This is a genomic window from Streptomyces flavalbus, from assembly GCF_042674625.1.
Classification (GTDB): Bacteria; Actinomycetota; Actinomycetes; order Streptomycetales; family Streptomycetaceae; genus Streptomyces; species Streptomyces flavalbus.
In genome coordinates this window covers 4182813-4200383 of the sequence record NZ_JBHTEB010000001.1, presented here as the reverse complement: position 1 = coordinate 4200383, position 17571 = coordinate 4182813, and the positions used below count along the sequence as shown (strand labels likewise).

The 17571-nt window shown below is 72.9% G+C and carries 14 protein-coding genes and 2 pseudogenes; 9 read left to right on the top strand and 7 right to left on the bottom strand.

Annotated elements, in window-relative coordinates; translation table 11 throughout:
* Window positions 1–55: 55 nt before the first annotated feature.
* On the top strand, window positions 56–922 hold the full coding sequence (locus tag ACFQZ6_RS18880) for a helix-turn-helix domain-containing protein (RefSeq protein WP_381610664.1): 867 nt from the start codon (window positions 56–58) through the stop codon (window positions 920–922).
* Entirely contained in the window at window positions 919–1140 is a 222-nt protein-coding gene (locus ACFQZ6_RS18875) for a DUF397 domain-containing protein (protein WP_381610661.1), read from the top strand. The genes ACFQZ6_RS18880 and ACFQZ6_RS18875 overlap by 4 nt, the downstream gene beginning before the upstream one ends.
* A 39-nt stretch (window positions 1141–1179) precedes the next feature.
* Here the strand turns inward: ACFQZ6_RS18875 and ACFQZ6_RS18870 are convergent, their stop codons facing one another.
* Together ACFQZ6_RS18870 and ACFQZ6_RS18865 are read right to left on the bottom strand one after the other, a co-directional pair.
* Complete coding sequence (locus ACFQZ6_RS18870; RefSeq protein WP_381610657.1) at window positions 1180–1752, bottom strand: GNAT family N-acetyltransferase; 573 nt, start codon at window positions 1750–1752, stop codon at window positions 1180–1182.
* A 10-nt stretch (window positions 1753–1762) separates the two neighbouring features.
* Window positions 1763–2719 (bottom strand): hypothetical protein, encoded by a 957-nt coding sequence (locus ACFQZ6_RS18865; protein ID WP_381610654.1) that lies wholly within the window; start codon window positions 2717–2719, stop codon window positions 1763–1765.
* A 262-nt stretch (window positions 2720–2981) separates the two neighbouring features.
* On the opposite strand from ACFQZ6_RS18865, the pseudogene ACFQZ6_RS18860 reads away from it, so the two are divergent.
* The 4 genes and pseudogenes from ACFQZ6_RS18860 to ACFQZ6_RS18845 form a co-directional block, all read left to right on the top strand.
* A pseudogene (locus tag ACFQZ6_RS18860) lies at window positions 2982–3668 on the top strand (ATP-binding protein); the annotation flags it as partial.
* A gap of 78 nt (window positions 3669–3746) precedes the next feature.
* Window positions 3747–3974: a putative ATP-grasp-modified RiPP gene (gene tgmA, locus ACFQZ6_RS18855; protein ID WP_381618433.1), complete on the top strand. Its 228-nt coding sequence runs from the start codon at window positions 3747–3749 to the stop codon at window positions 3972–3974.
* The gene (tgmB, locus tag ACFQZ6_RS18850) at window positions 3971–4948 is read left to right on the top strand and encodes an ATP-grasp ribosomal peptide maturase (RefSeq protein WP_381610651.1); all 978 of its coding nucleotides are present in this window, start codon (window positions 3971–3973) and stop codon (window positions 4946–4948) included. Before tgmA ends, tgmB begins: the two co-directional genes overlap by 4 nt.
* A complete protein-coding gene (locus tag ACFQZ6_RS18845) occupies window positions 4945–6063 on the top strand; it encodes a protein-L-isoaspartate(D-aspartate) O-methyltransferase (protein WP_381610648.1) in 1119 nt (372 codons plus the stop codon). The genes tgmB and ACFQZ6_RS18845 overlap by 4 nt, the downstream gene beginning before the upstream one ends.
* Before the next feature lie 82 nt (window positions 6064–6145).
* Here ACFQZ6_RS18845 and ACFQZ6_RS18840 read toward each other — a convergent pair whose 3' ends face one another.
* The gene (locus ACFQZ6_RS18840) at window positions 6146–7108 is read right to left on the bottom strand and encodes an LAETG motif-containing sortase-dependent surface protein (protein ID WP_381610645.1); all 963 of its coding nucleotides are present in this window, start codon (window positions 7106–7108) and stop codon (window positions 6146–6148) included.
* Between the two features lie 357 nt (window positions 7109–7465).
* On the opposite strand from ACFQZ6_RS18840, the gene ACFQZ6_RS18835 reads away from it, so the two are divergent.
* Window positions 7466–9124: a glycoside hydrolase family 13 protein gene (locus ACFQZ6_RS18835; protein ID WP_381610642.1), complete on the top strand. Its 1659-nt coding sequence runs from the start codon at window positions 7466–7468 to the stop codon at window positions 9122–9124.
* A gap of 18 nt (window positions 9125–9142) precedes the next feature.
* Here the strand turns inward: ACFQZ6_RS18835 and ACFQZ6_RS18830 are convergent, their stop codons facing one another.
* Together ACFQZ6_RS18830 and ACFQZ6_RS18825 are read right to left on the bottom strand one after the other, a co-directional pair.
* Window positions 9143–10288, bottom strand: a complete 1146-nt coding sequence (locus ACFQZ6_RS18830; protein WP_381610640.1) for a M24 family metallopeptidase — start codon at window positions 10286–10288, stop codon at window positions 9143–9145.
* A 76-nt stretch (window positions 10289–10364) separates the two neighbouring features.
* Window positions 10365–10868, bottom strand: a complete 504-nt coding sequence (locus ACFQZ6_RS18825; RefSeq protein WP_381610637.1) for an FxLYD domain-containing protein — start codon at window positions 10866–10868, stop codon at window positions 10365–10367.
* A gap of 235 nt (window positions 10869–11103) precedes the next feature.
* On the opposite strand from ACFQZ6_RS18825, the gene ACFQZ6_RS18820 reads away from it, so the two are divergent.
* Together ACFQZ6_RS18820 and ACFQZ6_RS18815 are read left to right on the top strand one after the other, a co-directional pair.
* On the top strand, window positions 11104–13416 hold the full coding sequence (locus tag ACFQZ6_RS18820) for an ATP-binding protein (RefSeq protein ID WP_381618430.1): 2313 nt from the start codon (window positions 11104–11106) through the stop codon (window positions 13414–13416).
* Window positions 13417–13910: 494 nt separating this feature from the next.
* Window positions 13911–15464 carry an APC family permease gene (locus ACFQZ6_RS18815; protein WP_381610634.1) on the top strand — a complete coding sequence of 518 codons (1554 nt, stop codon included), beginning with the start codon at window positions 13911–13913 and terminating at the stop codon, window positions 15462–15464.
* A gap of 13 nt (window positions 15465–15477) precedes the next feature.
* Here ACFQZ6_RS18815 and ACFQZ6_RS18810 read toward each other — a convergent pair.
* Window positions 15478–16142: pseudogene (locus ACFQZ6_RS18810) on the bottom strand (maleylpyruvate isomerase N-terminal domain-containing protein).
* 40 nt (window positions 16143–16182) lie between these two features.
* A complete protein-coding gene (locus ACFQZ6_RS18805) occupies window positions 16183–17529 on the bottom strand; it encodes a helix-turn-helix domain-containing protein (protein WP_381610631.1) in 1347 nt (448 codons plus the stop codon).
* Between the last annotated feature and the right edge of the window lie 42 nt (window positions 17530–17571).

Here is a 17571-nt window from a genome sequence, read left to right as displayed (position 1 = left end):
CGAGTCCCAGAAAAGTGGCTCGGTTTGCGGCCTGGCAAGGTGTCAGACTGCGGATATGCCGCACTCCCCTTTGGTACCGACCGTCCGCCGCCGACGCCTCGGCCAGACACTGAAGAAGCTGCGCAACGACGCCGGAATGACGCTGGAGAACGCCGCTGTCGCGATGGGCTGGCAGGTCCCGAAGTTGTCGAAGATCGAGAACGCGCGACAGCAGATCCGCCCGACGGAGGTCACCGGCCTGCTGAAGGCGTACGGCGTGGACGACCCGGAGGTGTTCGCCGCCCTGCAGAACCTGGCCAAGGACGCTGGCAAGAGGGGCTGGTGGCAGACCTACAGCGGTGTCGTCTCCCCGGCGTACGCCGACTACATCTCGCTGGAGGACGACGCGGAGCGCATCTGCGAGTGGGCGCCCCTCGCGGTACCCGGCCTGTTGCAGACCGCCGCCTACGCGCGCGAGACGATGTTGGCGACCAGCCAGTCCCGTACGCCCGAAGAGATCGCGGCGCTCGCTGAGGTCCGACAGGCCCGCCAGGCCGTGCTGACCAGGCCCGGAAATTCCCTGGAACTGTGGGCGATCATCCACGAAGCGGCTCTGCACACGCGGTTCGAGGTGCGACCGACCACCATGCGCGAGCAGTTGCGCAAGCTGCTGGACGCCGCCGAACTCCCCAACGTGACCGTGCAGCTCATGCCGCTGGACTCCACCGCGCACCCGGGGATCTTCGGCGGCTTCGGTCTGGTCAGTTTTCCAGGCCCGACCCCGGACGTCGTGCTGTTGGAGAACCTCAGTGGAGCTACCTATGTTGAGGGCGACGGCACGCGACCCTTCACAGGCGCGGTCGACCGCATCCGTGCCGCGGCCCTGTCGGTGGAGGACTCACTCGCACGCATCACACAGATGGAAGAAGGGCACCGGAAGTGAACGATCCCAGGGCCGAGTTGTACGCGTACGACCTCTCCGCCGCTCGCTGGCGCAAGGCCAGGGCCAGCGGGCCGGAACACAACTGCGTCGAGATCGCCGACCTCCCCGGAGGCGGCGTCGCCGTGCGGGACTCGAAGAACGCCCACGTCAAGCCGCTGCGGTTCGGGGCGGCGGAATGGAGCGCGTTCCGGCGGAACATAGCCAGCGGAAGTATCTGATCAGCGCGGCCAGCGCACCGCCACGGGGTGACGTCCGTATCAGTTCACGTCCTCGACACGGAGAAGCAGCAGGTCGAAAGCGGGGCCGTCGGGTGTGTTCCGGTACTCGCCCGCACGCTGGTAGCCGAGACGCGCGTAGAGGTCATGGCCGCGCTGGTTTGACGGCAGGGCGAGCAGTGAGGACCACTTCGGATCGATGGCCTGGAGAAGGGCGACGTGCAGCCGTGTGCCGATGCCCTGGGACTGCCACGGTGGGCGCACGGCCAGTTCGCACAGCCCCATCAGGCGCTCCGTTCGGGCGCCCGCGGGAACCTGGTCGATCAGGCCGGGGCCGAACCAGTAGGCGGCGGAGCAGGGAAAGGCGTAGCCGAAGCCCACGGGAGTACCGCCCGCGTACGCGACGGCGAGGGTGAAGCCCGGGTGCTTGAGGTGGCCGCCGACCTGGCGGCGCAGGGCGGGTACGGACAGGCCGAGTGTCTCCGCACCTGGGTTGTCGACCAGCTCGGGGTGGGCGTCCGCCCATATGTCGGCCAGCACGTCGAGCATCGGCGGCACCTCGCCGGGCCCGTACGTGCGGATCACCACGGTGATACGCGTGGACGGGGTGGTCACCGTCTCCTCCTCAGCTCACACCGGACAGGGTGCGGTACTCGTCCAGCCAGTCAGCGACCACCGGGACGGCGGCGTGCCGCTGGAGCGCGCTCTCGACGTGGTGCAGTTGCTTCAGCAGCCGGTCCGAGCGCACCTCGGGAAGGCAGGCAAGGGCGCGGCTGGCGGCCTCTGCCGCGACTTCCGGTTCGGGCCGCTCCCGCACCGCGTGCTGGATCGCGATGTCCGCGGTGTACAGGGCGCGGTTGCGCGCGAAGGCGTCGCCGTACAGCAGCACGGCCTGCTCGGCTCCGGCCGCGGCCCGTTCATGCTGGTGGAGGTCGGCGCGCGCCAGAGCCTCGAGTCCGGCCAGCTCGGCGGGCGTGTAGAACTCCAGCCACGCGGGGTCCACATCGCTCGGCCCCTCGGCGTAGAGGCGGTGGGCACGCACGATCGCCTGATCCGTGGCGCTGACGTCGCCGAGCAGGGCCCAGCCGCCAGCCTCCCGCATCGCCATGAGGGAGAGCATCCGTGCCGAACCGTACGACTTCACTACCGTCTGCGCGCCCTGGGCCGCTGAGATCGCCTCGCGGGGACGACCCGATGCCTTGGCCAGCAGGGAGAGGCAGCCGAAGGCGTGCCCTTCGAGGGCCGGGTCGTCGGCGATCCGGGCGGCGGCCAGCGCCTCGTGGTACAGGCTGCGGGCGTCACCGGGCCGACCGGAGTCATACGACAGCCACCCGGCCGCGATCGACAGATGCCCGGTCGCCGAGCGCAGCCGCCTGCCGGTCCGCTCCGTGTACGTCCCCCGCTGTAGCCACTGGTAGGCGGTGTGCAGTGCCTCGGAGGCATCGCGGCGCAGGGCGGCGGAGCCGTGGTCGTGGTCGTGCGCGTAGAGCTGGCTGACGGCTCGGTCGACGGCCCGCACCTCACCGACCCCGATCCGACCTGGCGGGTTCTCCCGGACGCCCCCGAGCGGAACGAGCGACAAGGCAGCGCCCGCACTCTCCCTCACGAAGGCACGGCGGTCCACGCCCCCCTCCTGTGCTGACGCGTCCGCAACGGATGTCTGAGGGACGTGCCGCGCCGGGTTGCTGAGACGGAATCCCAACTCGCCCACGGGGCGCCCTGTCAGCCGGGTGAGCACACGGCGGTACACAGGGCGCGGAAGCTGAACGTCCCCGTCCTCCCATGCCGCCACCAGGCGCGCCGTACAGGCGACGGTGTCGCCCGCCTCCTCACCAGTCGCCACGATGAGCTTCGCGAACTCCTGGCGTGACATCTGGAACTCGTTCTCGCGCACCGCGCGTAAGACGGTGTTGGGAATCTTGCGGCGGTCAGCCATACCGGCTCCGGGCAGCATCCGATGTGACGGGACGGGCACGGTGGACCGTACCGTCCCCGCCTTGTTCGTGCCCCGGCGTCGACGGAGATCACTCCACCAGTGGCCCGTTCTTTCATCGCTCTCACATCGCTCCGGCGTCGCAGCCGCTCCCATGATGCTGGTTGCGTGGACGGTGACGAGACGACTCACCAACTCGGCGACGCCAGCACCACCGAGGGACGCGACGATGACCATGACCGCTGCACACGTGGGAACACAGCGCTATCACGAGCGCTATCCGGCGAAGTCGGAGGCTGCCCGGCGGGCGCGGCGGGACATAGCCCTCGCTCTGGAGAGCTGGGGCCTGCCTCACCTGGTCCACGTCGCGCAGCAGGTCGTCACGGAGCTGGTGGCCAATGCGGTGGAGCACACGGACGCGGCGACCGTCGGTGCTTCGATCACCCGCACGAGCCCTCTGTCCGCGCGAATCGTCGTGACGGACACCTCCCACACCAGACCCGTCCCGGGCACGCCGCCCCCGGATGCCGAACACGGCCGCGGGCTCCTTCTCGTCGACACGCTCGCACACGCCTGGGGCACTGAGCTGGTGCACGGGGGGAAACGTGTGTGGGCCGAGCTACGCGCGGACGAGGCGGAGAACAGTTCGAGCACCATCACGACAAGGAGGCACCTCATGCCCACGGCAACCATCGTTCCGTTCGGCGCGCGCGCCGAGCGCACCCCGTACACCGTGACCCTGGAGGCGGGCTCGTTCGCGTACGACCCGGCACGGCAGGTCAACGTGCTGACCGATGGCTCCGGCGCCCTGTGGAGCCGCTCCACGTCCCTGGCCGGGAGCTGCACGAACACCAACTGGGACAGCAAGAACGACGACACCTCCGACCCCTATCTGATGCGGTGACCGCGCTCCTGTCCGGGGGTCCGGTGCTGGTCGTCACCAGGGAACTGGACCCCGCTGCGGACCTGGTGGTCGACGAGCTGAGAATCCGGGGCGTGCCGGTGATGCGGTTCGACATGGGCGACTTCCCGCTCGCCGTCTCCCTGTCCGCCGAACACGCCGCGGCACCCTGGGCGGGGGTCCTGGCCGACGAGTACCGTTCCGTGCGGCTGGAGGAGGTGAGGGCCGTCTACTACCGGCGGCCCCGCCTTCCCGCCGTCTCCGAGCGCCTGGAGGAACCCCACCGGTCGTGGGCCGACGAACAGGCCCTCGCCGGTCTCCTCGGCACGCTGTACGCACTGCCGGTGACGTGGGTCAACCGGCCCGACGTGGACGGCATGGCCTCCCACAAGCCGGGGCAGCTCCCGGTGGCGACGGCGTGCGGGCTCCGTACACCGCGCTCGCTGATCACCACGGACCCGACGGCGGCCCGGAAGTTCTGCCACGAGGCGGGTGGTCGGGTCATCTGCAAGCCGCTCATGGGCGGCCCGCTCCAGTACCCGGACGGCCGCCGCACCGGGGTCCCGACTCACCTGGTGGACCCGGACACCATCGACGACTCCGTGTCCCTGACGGCGCACCTGTTCCAGGAATGGATCACCAAGAGCCACGAAGTACGGCTGACCGTCGTCGGCACGGAGATGTTCGCCGCCGAGATCCACGCGGCCAGCGACGCGGCCCGGGTGGACTGGCGCAGCGACTACGACGCACTCACCTACGACGTGGGCGACGTGCCGGACGGCGTACGGGCGGGCGTGCTGAGCTGGATGGCGCACTTCCGGCTGAACTTCGGTGCGTTCGACTTCGCCGTCACTCCAGCGGGCGACTGGGTGATGTTCGAGTGCAACCCGTCCGGAGAGTGGTCCTGGATCCAGAGCCGCACGGGCCTGCCCATCGCCGCCCGCATCGCCGACCTGCTCATTGAGGAACGACCATGACCCCGCACACCGAGGAACGAGCCAGGCGCCTACGCGCGGGGCTCGCGGACGGTCTGGAGGCCAGCGGCCACCTCACCGACCCGACATGGCGCAAGCTGTTCGAGACCGTTCCGCGCCACCCCTTCGTACCCGAGTTCTGGACGCTGGCCAGCGAGGAACTGCGACGGGTGACGTCCGCTGACCCGGACTGGCTTGACCTGGTCTACACGGATGACGCGCTGGCAACACAACTTGTCGACGGTGTGGCCACCTCGTCGTCCACGGCCCCGGGCCTGATGCTCACCATGCTCCAGGCCCTCGACATCGCCGACGGTCACCGCGTGCTGGAGATCGCGACCGGCTCCGGCTACAACGCGGCCCTGCTGTCAGAGCGGCTGGGCAGTCGCCACGTCGTGACCGTGGAAGTCGATCCGGTGCTGGCGCGGCTGGCGGAGTCCCGGCTGCTGCGCTTCGGCTACACCCCGCTCGTCCATGCCGGAGATGGCCGCGCGGGATACCCGGAGGGGGCCCCGTACGACCGGCTCATCGCCACCTGTGGCTTCAGCACGATCCCGGCCGCCTGGCTGGAACAGGTACGGCCCGCCGGTCTGATCGTGTGCCCACTCGGCTGGGGCACGGTGCGCCTGGTGGTGACCGACGACGGCCAGGCCGAGGGCCGGTTCCTGTCCGCCGCCTCCTACTTCATGGCCGTGCGCGACGCCGGAACCACCGGCACCCCGGTCCACCCCGGCAGACCAGAGCCGACAAGCTGCCGACGCACCAGCCTGGACCTGGCCGCGGTCGCCGAGGACGAGACGTTCCGCTTCGTCCTGTCCCTCGTCGCCCCGGACACCGCGTTCGCCCTCGAACGGGCCGCGCGAGGCAGCGTGACGGCCGTGGAGCTGTGGGCCGCTGACGGCGCCTGGGCCCGTGCGGAGCACGGCAGGGCCAGCCAGGCCGGACCCCGGCTGCTGTGGGACGCGGCCGAAGCCGCCTACCAGTGGTACGTCGAGCACGACCGCCCCACCCGCGAACGCTTCGGGGTCACCGTGACCACCGGGGCGCAGCGCCTCTGGCTGGACACCCCCAGCCGTCCTCTTCCCCTCGTCCCCACACCCGACCAGGCACGGCGCTGACCGCTTCGGCGGCATGTCGAAAACGGGGCGACGTACGGCAGTCCGCCGTGCGTCGCCCCGCTTCAGGCTTCGTGCGTGGGCGTCAGCCCTGGGCCTTCCGGCGGCGCGTCACGACGACGATCGCCGCGCCGCCCGCCAGGAGGGCCGCCGCGCCGAGGGCGATCGGGCCGGTGGCGCTGCTGGAGCCGGTCTCGGCGAGGTCGCCGCCCGAGTCACCGTTGGTGGTGGGGGCCGGGGCCGCGGAGGACTCGTCGGTCGCCGGGGACGACTCCGACTCGGCCGGGGCGGGCGAGGTGGACTCGTCCGTCGCGGGCGGGGTGGAGGAGTCGGCGGGCGGGGTGGAGGAGTCCGCGGGCGGCGTCGAGGAGTCGGCGGGCGGAGTGGAGGAGTCCGCGGGCGGGGTGGAGGGCGTCTCGGGCTCCTCCTTCTCCGTGCAGTCCTTCGTGCCGCCGTTCCACGCGGCGATCAGCTTGTCCTTGATGACCGCGCCGTCCGGGCCCTTGGGCAGGTTGCCGTGCTCGAAGCCGTCGTTGGCGTCGAGCAGGCCGTCGTACTTGACGGCGCCCCGGTACAGGTCGATCTGCGCGAAGCAGCCCGCGTCGGGCACCGCGATGTCGAGGGTGTCGGTCTCGCCGGTCTTGACCGTCACGGTGTCGAAGTCGACGAAGACCTGCTCGCCGGAGGTGGCGAACGTCGGGCCGTGGGCCAGGTAGGAGGCGAGGGAGGCGGTGCAGGTGGCGTTCTTGCCAGCGGCCCGCACCGTGATGTGGACCTTGCCGTCCTCGCCGGGCTTCAGGTTCTGGTCGTCGACCCTGACCGACTCGTAGAAGTTGGTGCCGTCGAGCGAGAACTCGCAGCGTTCGGCGGGGGTCTCCGTGCCCGCGCCGGAGCCGGGCTTGTAGTGGCCGCCGGAGCCCCAGCCGTCGCCGCCGCCGTGCGAGCCGGTGGCCCAGGCGGTGGCGGACGCGGAGGCGGCGCAGAGGGCGAGGGTCGCGACGCCCGTCCCCAGCAGGCGGCGCATGGTGACACGTCTCGCTATGGACATGCGGATCCCATCTGAAGCTGTGCGACACCCGGCCGACGGCAGCGGGCGACGACAGCGGGAGAGGTCACCGCTGCGGCTCCGGCTGGTCGGGCCGGGAACGTTTGGTCTGAGAAATGGAAACACGGGGCCCATAGGTCACATGGGTCACCGTGGGCCCCATCGTCGTCCCGCCCCCGACTACCTGTCAACCTGCGGGAACATAACCGGACTTCACTATTCCTCCACATATCACGCTCACTTACACCACATTGGGCTCCATCTCCGCCGCAAGGGGGTCAGGTTCACTTTTCCGGCTTTGTGGACAGAGTTCTTCCTGTCGCCCGCAGACAGCGCACCCGTCAAGAGGAGACCGATCGCGTGACCGTACGGACCCCCGACCTCTCCCCCCAGAACCCGGACTGGTGGCGGCAGGCCGTCATCTACCAGGTCTATCCCCGCAGCTTCACCGACGCCGACGGCGACGGGCTCGGCGACCTCAAGGGCGTCACCCAGCGCCTCACCCACCTCGCCGCCCTCGGCGTGGACGCCCTGTGGCTGAGCCCCTTCTACCCCTCCGAACTCGCGGACGGCGGCTACGACGTGGCCGACCACCGCGATGTCGACCCCCGGCTCGGCACCCTCGACGACTTCGACGCGCTCACCGCCGAGGCGCACCGGCTCGGGCTGAAGGTCATCGTCGACCTCGTGCCCAACCACACCTCCCACCAGCACGCCTGGTTCCAGGAGGCGCTGCGCGCCGGGCCCGGGTCCGCCGCCCGCGACCGGTACGTCTTCCGCGACGGGCGCGGCGCGCACGGGGAACTGCCGCCCACCGACTGGCAGTCCGTCTTCGGCGGCAGCGCCTGGCAGCGCGTCCCCGACGGACAGTGGTACCTGCACCTCTTCGCCCCCGAGCAGCCCGACCTCAACTGGGCCAACGAGGAGGTCCGCGCCGACTTCCGGACCACCCTGCGGTTCTGGTCCGACCGCGGCGCCGACGGCTTCCGCGTCGACGTCGCCCACGCCCTCGCCAAGGACCTCGACGAACCCCTGCGCGACCTCGGCGCCCCCGAACTCAGCAGCGAGGCCGCGCTCACCGAGTTCGCCCCCGGCACCCACCCCTTCTACGACCGCGACGAGGTGCACGAGATCTACCGCGACTGGCGCAAGATCCTCGACGCCTACACCCCACCCCGCACCGCCGTCGCCGAGGCCTGGGTCCCCGGCGCCCGCCGCACCCTCTACGCCCGCCCCGACGAACTCGGCCAGGCGTTCAACTTCGAGTACCTCCAGGCGGCCTGGGACGCCGACGCGCTGCGCGCCCTGATCACCTCCTCCCTCGCCGACGCCCGCGCCGCCGGGGCCTCCGCCACCTGGGTGCTCTCCAACCACGACGTCGTCCGGCACGCCTCCCGCCTGATGCTGCCGCCCGGCACCGACGACAACGCCTGGCTGCTCTCCGGCGGCCACGCGCCCGAGGTCGACGAGGCGGCGGGCCTGCGCCGGGCCCGCGCCGCGACACTGCTGATGCTGGCGCTGCCCGGGTCGTCGTACCTCTACCAGGGCGAGGAACTCGGCCTCCCCGAGGTCGCGGACCTGCCCACCGAGGTGCTCCAGGACCCGATCTGGGAGCAGACCGGCCGGGTCCGCAAGGGCCGCGACGGCTGCCGGGTGCCGCTGCCGTGGACGACCAGCGGACCCTCGTACGGCTTCGGGCCCGGCGGCGCCTGGCTGCCGCAGCCGCGGTCGTTCGCGGCGTACGCCGTCGAGGCGCAGGACGGCGTCGACGGCTCGACCCTGGAGCTGTACCGCGCCGCGCTGAAACTGCGCCGCAAGCTCCTCGACGGCGAGACGCTGACCTGGGAGGACGACACCCCGCCCGGTGTCCTGCAGTTCACCCGCCACGACGGCTGGCGCTGCGTCACCAACCTGTCGGACACCGCCGTACCGCCGCCCGCGGGGGAGCTGCTGCTGAGCAGCGCGCCGTTGGCGGCGGGCGGGCTGATCGGGCCCGACACCACGGCGTGGCTGGCCTGAACCCCCCGCACCCGGCGCCTACGCCACCACCGCCAGCGTCTGCGGTGCCCGGGTCAGCGGGCGGGCGCCCGTCGCCGTGCAGGCCACGGTGGTCTCCAGGCGGGCGCCGAAGCGGCCGGGCAGGCCCAGGGACGGTACGACGGCCAGGCACATGCCCGTCAGCAGGGGCTGCGGCTCCTCCGCCGTCAGGTAGGGCGGCTCGTCGACCGTGATGCCGACGCCGTGGCCGGTGCAGGGGACGCGGTAGGCGCCGTACCCCGCCTCCTCGATGACCGTACGGGCCGCGCGGTCCACCTCCTGGCACGGCACCCCGGGCCGCACCGCCGCCACGGCGGCCCGGTGGGCGGCGCGGACCACCTCGTGCAGCTCGCGTTCCTGCGCGGTGGGCTCGCCCACGTGGACGGTCCGGGTGGCGTCGGAGCCGTAGCCGTCGCGCAGCCCGCCGAAGCCGAGGACGACCATGTCGCCGGGCCCGATGACCCGCTCCCCGGCGGTGTGCGCGGGGTCGGCGCCGTTGGGTCCGGAGCCCACCACGGTCACGTCGACCCGGCCGTACCCGTGCGCCCGCAGCCGCCGGGCCAGCTCGGCGGCCACCTCCGTCTCCGTGCGGCCGGTGAAGCGGGCGGCGAGGATCTCCTCGTACACGGCGTCCGAGGCCGCGCCCGCCGCGGCCATCCTGGCGACCTCGTGGGCGTCCTTCACCGCCCGCAGCAGCGGCAGTACGGCGTCCAGCGGCCGGAAGGTGGTGAGCGGCAGCGTCTCCCGCAGGGCCGTGAGGTGGGTCGCCCAGGTCACCTCGCAGACGCCGTAGTGGCCGCTGGGGCGGAGCAGTCCGGCCGCCGCGGAGTACGGGTTCTGGCCGTCGCGCCAGTCGGTGATCCGTACGGCGCCCGCGCCCGGGGACGCCTCCGCGGCGGCGCGTTCGGTCTCCGGGACGAGCAGCCGGGGCTCCGCCTCGGGGACGAGGAGGAGCAGCGTGAGACGGCCGGTGCCGGGCCGGGGCCGGTGACCGCAGAGCCGGACCAGGTCGGGACCGGCGGTCAGCAGCAGCCCGGCGAGCCCGGCCACGACGGCGTCGTGGGCGGCCCTCGCCATCCGGGCGGCGTAGTCCGCCTCGGTGAAGGCCGTGGTGTCGGAGGTGTCGGGGGTGGCAGTCGTGGCCATGTCCTCTCACCGGTCCCGCGTCCCGCGTCGCGTGTGCCGCGTCGCACGTCCCGCGTCGCATGTCCCGCGTCCCTCGTCAGTAGCGCACCGCCCGTGCCGTCCTCGCCGTCGCCCCGGCGGGCAGGTCGTGGGTGCTGCGGGCGGTGGCCGTGCCCGTCCCCCCGGCCGGTACGTCGGGGACGTTGACGACGACGGCGTCCTGGAACCCGCCGTCCGCGTCCGTGAAGTCGACCTGGACGGCGAAGGACTTCCGCGCGTCGGCGGTGTTCCGCACGGTGATCTCGACGGTGGTCCGGCCGTCGTCGTCCGTGGCCGGGGTGCCGAGCCGGACGTCGTCCTTGACGTCGATGCCCTCGCGGATCTCGTCCAACTGGCGTCCGGCCTCCGCGGTGGCCGACGCCCACAGGTCCCCGATGCCGGACGCGGCCGACTCCACGGCGGACGCGGCGTCGCTGACGGACCGGGCGGGGGTGTCCTCGTCGCCGCCGTCGCCGTCGCCTGAGCAGCCGGTCAGGGCCGGGCCCGCGAGGACCACGGCGGCCAGCGCGGCACCCGCGGCCCAGTGCCGTCCGTACGCCATGTCGCCTCCATCGCCGTCCCGTGCCGTGCCATACGTGTTCGGGTCCCGTCTCCAGTGAAGTCCCGCGCGCCCCCGGCCGCACCTCGGGGGACCCGTACGGCGGGCACGGGAGCGGTGTGCCCCGGAACGCCACCGTCCGCCGGTCGTTCACTCGCGCGCGGCATGGCGCGGGCATTCACGCTCAGGAACCGACTCCCTACGCTGTGATGGTCAGATGGACGGCAACGGGGGTCACATGGGTTACGGCTTCGGGCAGCGACGCGGCGGTCAGCTCCCCGTCGATCTCACCAGCTTCGTCGGCCGCGGCGAGGAACTCGCCCTGATCGACGCCGCGTTGGAGCGGTCGAGGCTGGTGACGCTGGTCGGCCCGGGCGGCGTGGGCAAGAGCCGGACGGCGCTGCGGGCGGCGGGCGCGCTCGCCGAGCGGGACCGGTTCGCGGACGGCGTGCGGCTGGTCGAGCTGTCGGCGCTGCACGACCCGGAGCTGGTCCCGGCGACGCTCGCGGGCGTCCTCGAACTGCCGGAGCAGTCGGGCATGACGTCGCTGGACGCGGTGGTGGAGCACCTGCGGGGCCGTGGGCTGCTGCTGGTCCTCGACACCTGCGAGCACCTGCTCGACGCCTGCGCCATGCTCTGCGACGTGCTGCTGCGCGAGGCGCCCGGGCTGAGCGTCCTCGCGACCAGCCGCCAGCCCCTCGACGTGCCCGGCGAGCACTGCGTGCCGCTGGCCCCGCTGCCCGGCGAGGACGCGGCCGAGCTGTTCCTCCAGCGGGCGGCGGCGGTCACCGGCGGGAGCGGGCCGACGGGCCCGGACCGGGACCGGGTGCTGGCCCTCGTCGACCGGCTCGACGGCATCCCGCTGGCCCTGGAGCTGGCGGCGGTGCGGCTGCGGGCGGTGCCGCTGGCGGAGCTGGTGGACCGGCTGGAGAGCCGCTTCGAGGTGCTCACCGGCGGCCGTCGCACCGTACTGACCCGGCACCAGACCCTCCGTACGGCCATCGACTGGTCGTACGACCTGTGCACCCCGCGCGAGCGGCTGCTGTGGGCGCGGCTGTCGGTGTTCGCGGGGTCGTTCGGGCTGACGGCGGCCGAGAGGGTGTGCGCGGACGGGGCGCTGTCGGCGGAGCAGGTGGTGGCCGCGCTGATCGGCCTGGTGGACAAGTCGGTCGTGCAGCGCGTCGGGGAGGACGGCGGCCGGGGCCGCTACCGGATGCTCGACACCATCCGCGAGTACGGCGCCGCCCGGCTGCCCGAGGAGACCGCCACCGCCGTACGCCGTCGGCACTTCGCCTACTACGAGGCGCTGGGCGCCCGCTTCTGGGACGGGCTGCTCACCGGCGCGCAGACCGGGCTGCACCGGGCGGTGCGGGAGGACGTCGCGGATCTGCGGGCGGCGCTGGAGCACGGCCTGTCGGCGCCGGAGACCGGGCCGGAGGCGCTCTGGCTGGCGGCGCGGCTCGGGCCGTACTGGCGGGCCGCGGGCACGATATCGGAGGGCCGGTACTGGCTCGCCAAGGGCCTGGAGCGCACCCCGCACGACTGTCCGCAGCGGGCGTGGGGCCTGTTCATGACCGGCGTGCTCGGCATCTGGACGGCCGACCTCACGGCGGCGGCGGAGAGCTTCCCCGAGGCGCGGGAGGTGGCGGCGCGGGTCGGGGAGCGGCGGGTGGAGATGTTCGCGGACGCCTATCTGGGCGCCCTGCGGGCCCTCGGCGGCGACATCGAGGGCGGTCTGGCGGACCTGGAGCGGGCCCGGCTGCGCATCGTCGCCGCCGCCGACGGCCTCGGCATCGCCGTCGTGCACTACGAGGGCGCCCTGCTGCGGGCGGTCCTCGGTGACCCGGCCGGTGCGCTGGAACTCTGCGAGATGGGCCTGGACCACCTCGCGGACACCGGCGAGCGCCAGTTGTACGCGTCCACGCTCGCCGTGCAGGGCATGGTCCGCTGGCTCTCCGGCGACCACGACGCCAGCACGGGGTCGTTCCGGCAGGCCCTGGAGGCGGCGAGCGAGGTCGGGGAGGTGCTGGTCGCGGCGCTGGCCTGCCTCGGCCTCGGCTGGGACGCGGCCCGGCGCGGGCGCCCGGCGCGGGCCTGCTGGCTGCTGGGGTACGCCGAGCACGCCCGGCGTCTCACGGGCGACCCGGTGGCGATGCTGCCGCGGCTGCTTGAGGAGCAGGAGGCGGCGCAGCGGGCGGTGCGGGAGGCCCTGGGTGACGCCGACTTCGAGCGGTGGCGGGAGGCGGGGGCGCGGATGTCGGGCCGACAGGTGCTGGACGCGGTCCGCGCCGAGGTCGACGAGCCGACCCCCGGGACCACCGCCCAGGTGCCGCCGCCCGCCGGGCCGCCGCCCGCCCGGTCGCGGACGGTGGCGAGTCTGACCCGGCGGGAGCGGGAGGTCGCCACGCTGGTCAGGAGCGGGCTGTCCAACCGGGAGATCGCGGAGCGTCTTGTCATCTCCAAGCGCACGGTGGACGCCCACGTGGAGCACATCCTCGCCAAGCTGGGCATCGGCTCCCGCACGGAGATACCGGTGGTGGCGGGGCCGTAGTACCTACGTGTGCCCGGGCGTACGGAGAGAGGGGCGGTCGTACGGAGTTAGGTGTACGCATCTCCGCCGCGTCGCCCCCCACGCCCCGCCCCGGCACGGCAGGCTGGTGCCGCCGTCGGTGGGAGCCCGGGGGCCTGCCGGGCGCCGACAGCCGGTGTATCCCCCACGGTTGTCATGGCACGGCGCCCGCCCGCCGCCCCCGCGCCTCCCCCGGCGGCACTCCGGCGGGGGCTGCCCTGGTCGGCGGGGCAGCCCCCATCCCCCGCTCCTGCGTGACGCAGGTCACGCGGCAAAATCGGACCCGGACATTCCGGGCCGGGTTGCGGTTCCCGCACCCCCGCGACCGCGTAAGTGACCTTGCACCAACAGGCGACAGCCGCCCCATCCCGTGAATTCCACGGTAATTGGACGCGCCAACCCGGCGAATATAAGGTGAGCCCGCACCGCGATCGGCACCCGTCCCATGGAAATCGCAGCATTTACTGTCCCGTGTCATGACACACACGGCGATACGGCCACCCCAGGCCGACGGCAGCACCCAGGACGTGCGGGGCAAGGGCCTCGGTGGCAACTCCGTCGGTCTGCTCGGCAGCGCGGTCATCGGTGTGTCCACCGTCGCCCCCGTCTACTGCCTCACCTCCACGCTCGGCTCCACCGCGGGCGAGGTCGGCCTCCAGATGCCCGCCGTCTTCCTCGCGGGCTTCCTGCCGATGCTGCTGGTGGCCTTCGCCTACCGGGAGCTGAACCGGGCCGTGCCCGACTGCGGCACCTCGTTCACCTGGACGGTGAAGGCGTTCGGCCCGCACGTCGGCTGGATGTGCGGCTGGGGACTGGTCATCGCCACGGTGATCGTGCTGTCGAACCTGGCGGGCGTGGCGACGTCGTACTTCTGGCTGCTGGCCGGTGAGGTGACCGGCAGCGAGTCGGTCGCGGCCCTCGACGGCAACAAGGCCGCGCACATCGCCACCTGCCTCCTCCTCATCGCGGCGGCGACGGCGATCAGCTACCGCGGCATGACGACGACGAAGGGCGTGCAGTACGCGCTCGTCGGCCTCCAGCTCCTGGTCCTCGCCGTGTTCGTCGCGATGGCCGTGAACAAGGCGAGCGGCCCGGACGCCGTGCTCCCCGGCGGCGTGGACTTCTCCTGGTCCTGGCTGAACCCCTTCGAGGTGGACTCGTTCGCGGCGTTCACGGCGGGCCTCTCCCTCTCGATCTTCATGTACTGGGGCTGGGACACCTGCCTCACCACCAACGAGGAGACGATCGGCAGCGACCGCACCCCCGGCCGCGCCGCGCTCGTCGCGATGGTCGTGCTGGTCGGCTCCTACCTGCTGACCGGCGTCGCCGCCCAGATGGCCGTCGGCACCGGGACCGAGGGCCTGGGCCTCGCCAACCCGGAGACCTCCGACAACGTCTTCGCCGCCCTCGCGGGCCCCGTGATGGGCGACACCCTCGGCATCCTGCTCTTCGTCGCCGTCCTCGCCTCGGCCGCGGCCAGCCTCCAGACGACGTTCATCCCGGTGGCGCGCACGGTCCTCGCCATGTCGACGTACGAGGCGCTGCCGCCGTCGTACGCCCGCGTCCACGAGCGCTTCAGGACCCCCGGCCGGGCCACGGTCGCGGCGGGCGTCGCGACCGGCGTCTTCTACACCGTGATGACCCTGGTCAGCGAGCACGTCCTGATCGACACGATCTACGCGCTCGGCCTGATGATCTGCTTCTACTACGCGCTGACCGCCTTCGCCTGCGCCTGGTACTTCCGCGCCGAGCTGACCCGCTCCCCGCGCGACACCCTCTTCAAGGGCGTCTTCCCGGTCCTCGGCGGCATCCTGCTCACCGCCGTCTTCGGCAAGACCCTGTACGACATGTGGGACCCGGCCTACGGCAGCGGCTCCGCCGTCCTCGGCGTCGGCTCGGTCTTCGTCATCGGCGTCGGGCTGCTGCTGCTCGGCGTGGTCCTGATGGTGGCGATGCGGCGGCGCAGCCCGGCGTTCTTCCGCAGCGAGGTGCTGACGACGGGGACGCCGGCGCTGGTGGTGGAGGACTGACGGGAGCCTCTGGCTACCCGAGGACGAAGGGCAGCCGGTCCGCGAGCCCGGGGCCCAGCGCGGCCCGCTCCTCCTCGGTGGGCGCCCGCCGCCCGGTCCCGACGAGCAGGGCGTCCCGGTCGCTGAAGGAGCCGGGGAACGGGGCACCGGCGATCTCCTCGACCACCGCACGCGTCCGGGCCAGCCCCGCCGGCCCGGCCCGGCAAGGCCGGTCAGGTGGGCGACCAGATCGAGGTGGTGCAGGGTCCACTCGACGACGTACGCGGACAGGTAGTCCCCGGCGGTGAGGACCTGCCCCTTGGTCGCGACCCGCAGTGCCGGGTCGGCGAGGCGGGCGGCGCGACCGGCGGCGGAGTCGACGTCGTCGAGGTGGAACCTGAGCAGCCCCGGTTCCTGGTAGGCGGCGGCCAGCCGCACGGTGAGGGCGTCCAGCGGATCGTCGCCGGAGGGCGGGGCGTGGGACACCTCCCAGTAGGTCACCGCGTTGTGGGTGGGCGCCGCGCTGGTCGGGGTGGCCAGGGTGATGAGCACGTCCTGCGCGTCGATGACGAGGTGGCACACCAGGTCCCGCACCAGCCAGCCCGCGCAGCCGGAGGGCCGCGCGAAGTCGGCGTCGGGGACCCGCTCCACGGCGGCGAGCAGCTCGGCCCAGGCGGAGGAGAAGAGACCGTCGTCCATGCGGGGCAGGCTACCGAGGCCGTCCCGTGTGTGCGTGCCGTCAGACCGGCGGCTGGGCGGGGGCGGGTCCGAGGGTGGTGTGTCCGGGGGCGGTGCGGTGCCCGAGGCCGGTGCGGTAGGCGTCCAGGGCCGCCTCCACCCGCCCCGTGCGCCGGAACAGGTCGCCCAGCAGTCGGCACAGGTCGGCGAGGTCGGCGGCGGCGCCCGCGCGTTCCAGGAGGCTGAGGGCGCGGACGTAGTGCTCCTCGGCGGACTCGGTGTCGCGGGCGTCCTCCGCGATGATGCCGAGGAGGCGGTGCGCGGCGGCGGAGTGCAGGGCGCCGCGCTCCGGGCTGAGGTCGGTGAGGACCTCGTGCAGCAGGGCGGCGGCCTCCTCGGACTTGCCGCGCCGGTGCAGGACGTCGGCGAGTTCGACGGTGGCCTGGCTGTGGTAGAGGGCGGCGCGCTTGGCGGAGAGCATCCGGCGGGCCTCGCGCAGCTCCGTCTCGGCGCGCTCGTAGGCGCCGTTCTGGGCGTGCAGATAGCCGCGCATCCAGTGGCAGTTGGCGAGTTCGGTCCGTATCTGGAGGCGCCGGTACAGCTCGGACGCCTTGGCGAGGGAGGCGTCGGCCTCGTCGGTGCGGCCCTCGGCGATCATCGTGCGGGCGACGGAGCGGTGCATCCGGGCGACGAGCGCGAGGTCCCCGGACTGCGGGGCGAGCGCGAGGGCCAGCTCGGCGGCCTGGGCGGCGCGGGCGTGGGCGCCCATGTCCATGTACGGGGCGATGACGCCGCTGTAGAGCAGCAGGAGCGCGTCGGGATCGTGCATCCCGGTGCGGTTCAGCTCGTCGAGGGTCGACTCGAACAGGTAACAGGAGTACCGCAGCTCACCGGCGAGGTAGTGGGCGACGGCGCGGCCACGCCGGGCGGGGACGCGGGCGGGCAGCGGGGCGTCCTCGCCGAGCGCGTCCTCGGCCTCGGCGAACCGGCGCTGGGCGGTCTCCAGGTCGCCGGTCTCCAGGGCGCACTCCCCGAGCCCGAGCAGCGCGTCGGCCCGCTCGGCGGTCAGCCCGTGCCGCTCGGCGTCCGCGAGCAGCTTGGCGAACTCGGCGGCGGCGGTCTCGCTCTCGCCGGTGGCGAGGGTGCGCTGCGCGCCGGTGAGCCGCAGCCGCAGCTCGGTGGCGAACCCGGTGGGCCGCCCGGTGGCCAGCTCCTCGTACCCGACGCCCAGCCGCTGGGCGATGTGCCGCAGCGCGGGTTCGGAGGGCCGGACGCGACCGGCCTCCAGGGTGGAGATGTAGGCGGGGGTGTAGGCGGGCTCGGCCAACTGCCGCTGAGTCAGCCCGAGTTCCGTCCGCAGTTGCTGCACCCTACGCCCGATGATCTCCGGGTCGTCACGCTCGGCCATGCGGTAAGGATGCCAGTAAGCCGACTTACGCCGACCGTTTTA

Coding starts and splice junctions, on each gene's coding strand:
- ACFQZ6_RS18815 (WP_381610634.1), top strand. CDS start 13,911: ATGACACACACGGCGATACGGCCACCCCAGGCCGACGGCAGCACCCAG.
- ACFQZ6_RS18830 (WP_381610640.1), bottom strand. CDS start 10,288: ATGGCCACGACTGCCACCCCCGACACCTCCGACACCACGGCCTTCACC.
- ACFQZ6_RS18880 (WP_381610664.1), top strand. CDS start 56: ATGCCGCACTCCCCTTTGGTACCGACCGTCCGCCGCCGACGCCTCGGC.
- ACFQZ6_RS18825 (WP_381610637.1), bottom strand. CDS start 10,868: ATGGCGTACGGACGGCACTGGGCCGCGGGTGCCGCGCTGGCCGCCGTG.
- ACFQZ6_RS18820 (WP_381618430.1), top strand. CDS start 11,104: ATGGGTTACGGCTTCGGGCAGCGACGCGGCGGTCAGCTCCCCGTCGAT.
- ACFQZ6_RS18845 (WP_381610648.1), top strand. CDS start 4,945: ATGACCCCGCACACCGAGGAACGAGCCAGGCGCCTACGCGCGGGGCTC.
- ACFQZ6_RS18840 (WP_381610645.1), bottom strand. CDS start 7,108: ATGTCCATAGCGAGACGTGTCACCATGCGCCGCCTGCTGGGGACGGGC.
- tgmA (WP_381618433.1), top strand. CDS start 3,747: ATGCCCACGGCAACCATCGTTCCGTTCGGCGCGCGCGCCGAGCGCACC.
- ACFQZ6_RS18805 (WP_381610631.1), bottom strand. CDS start 17,529: ATGGCCGAGCGTGACGACCCGGAGATCATCGGGCGTAGGGTGCAGCAA.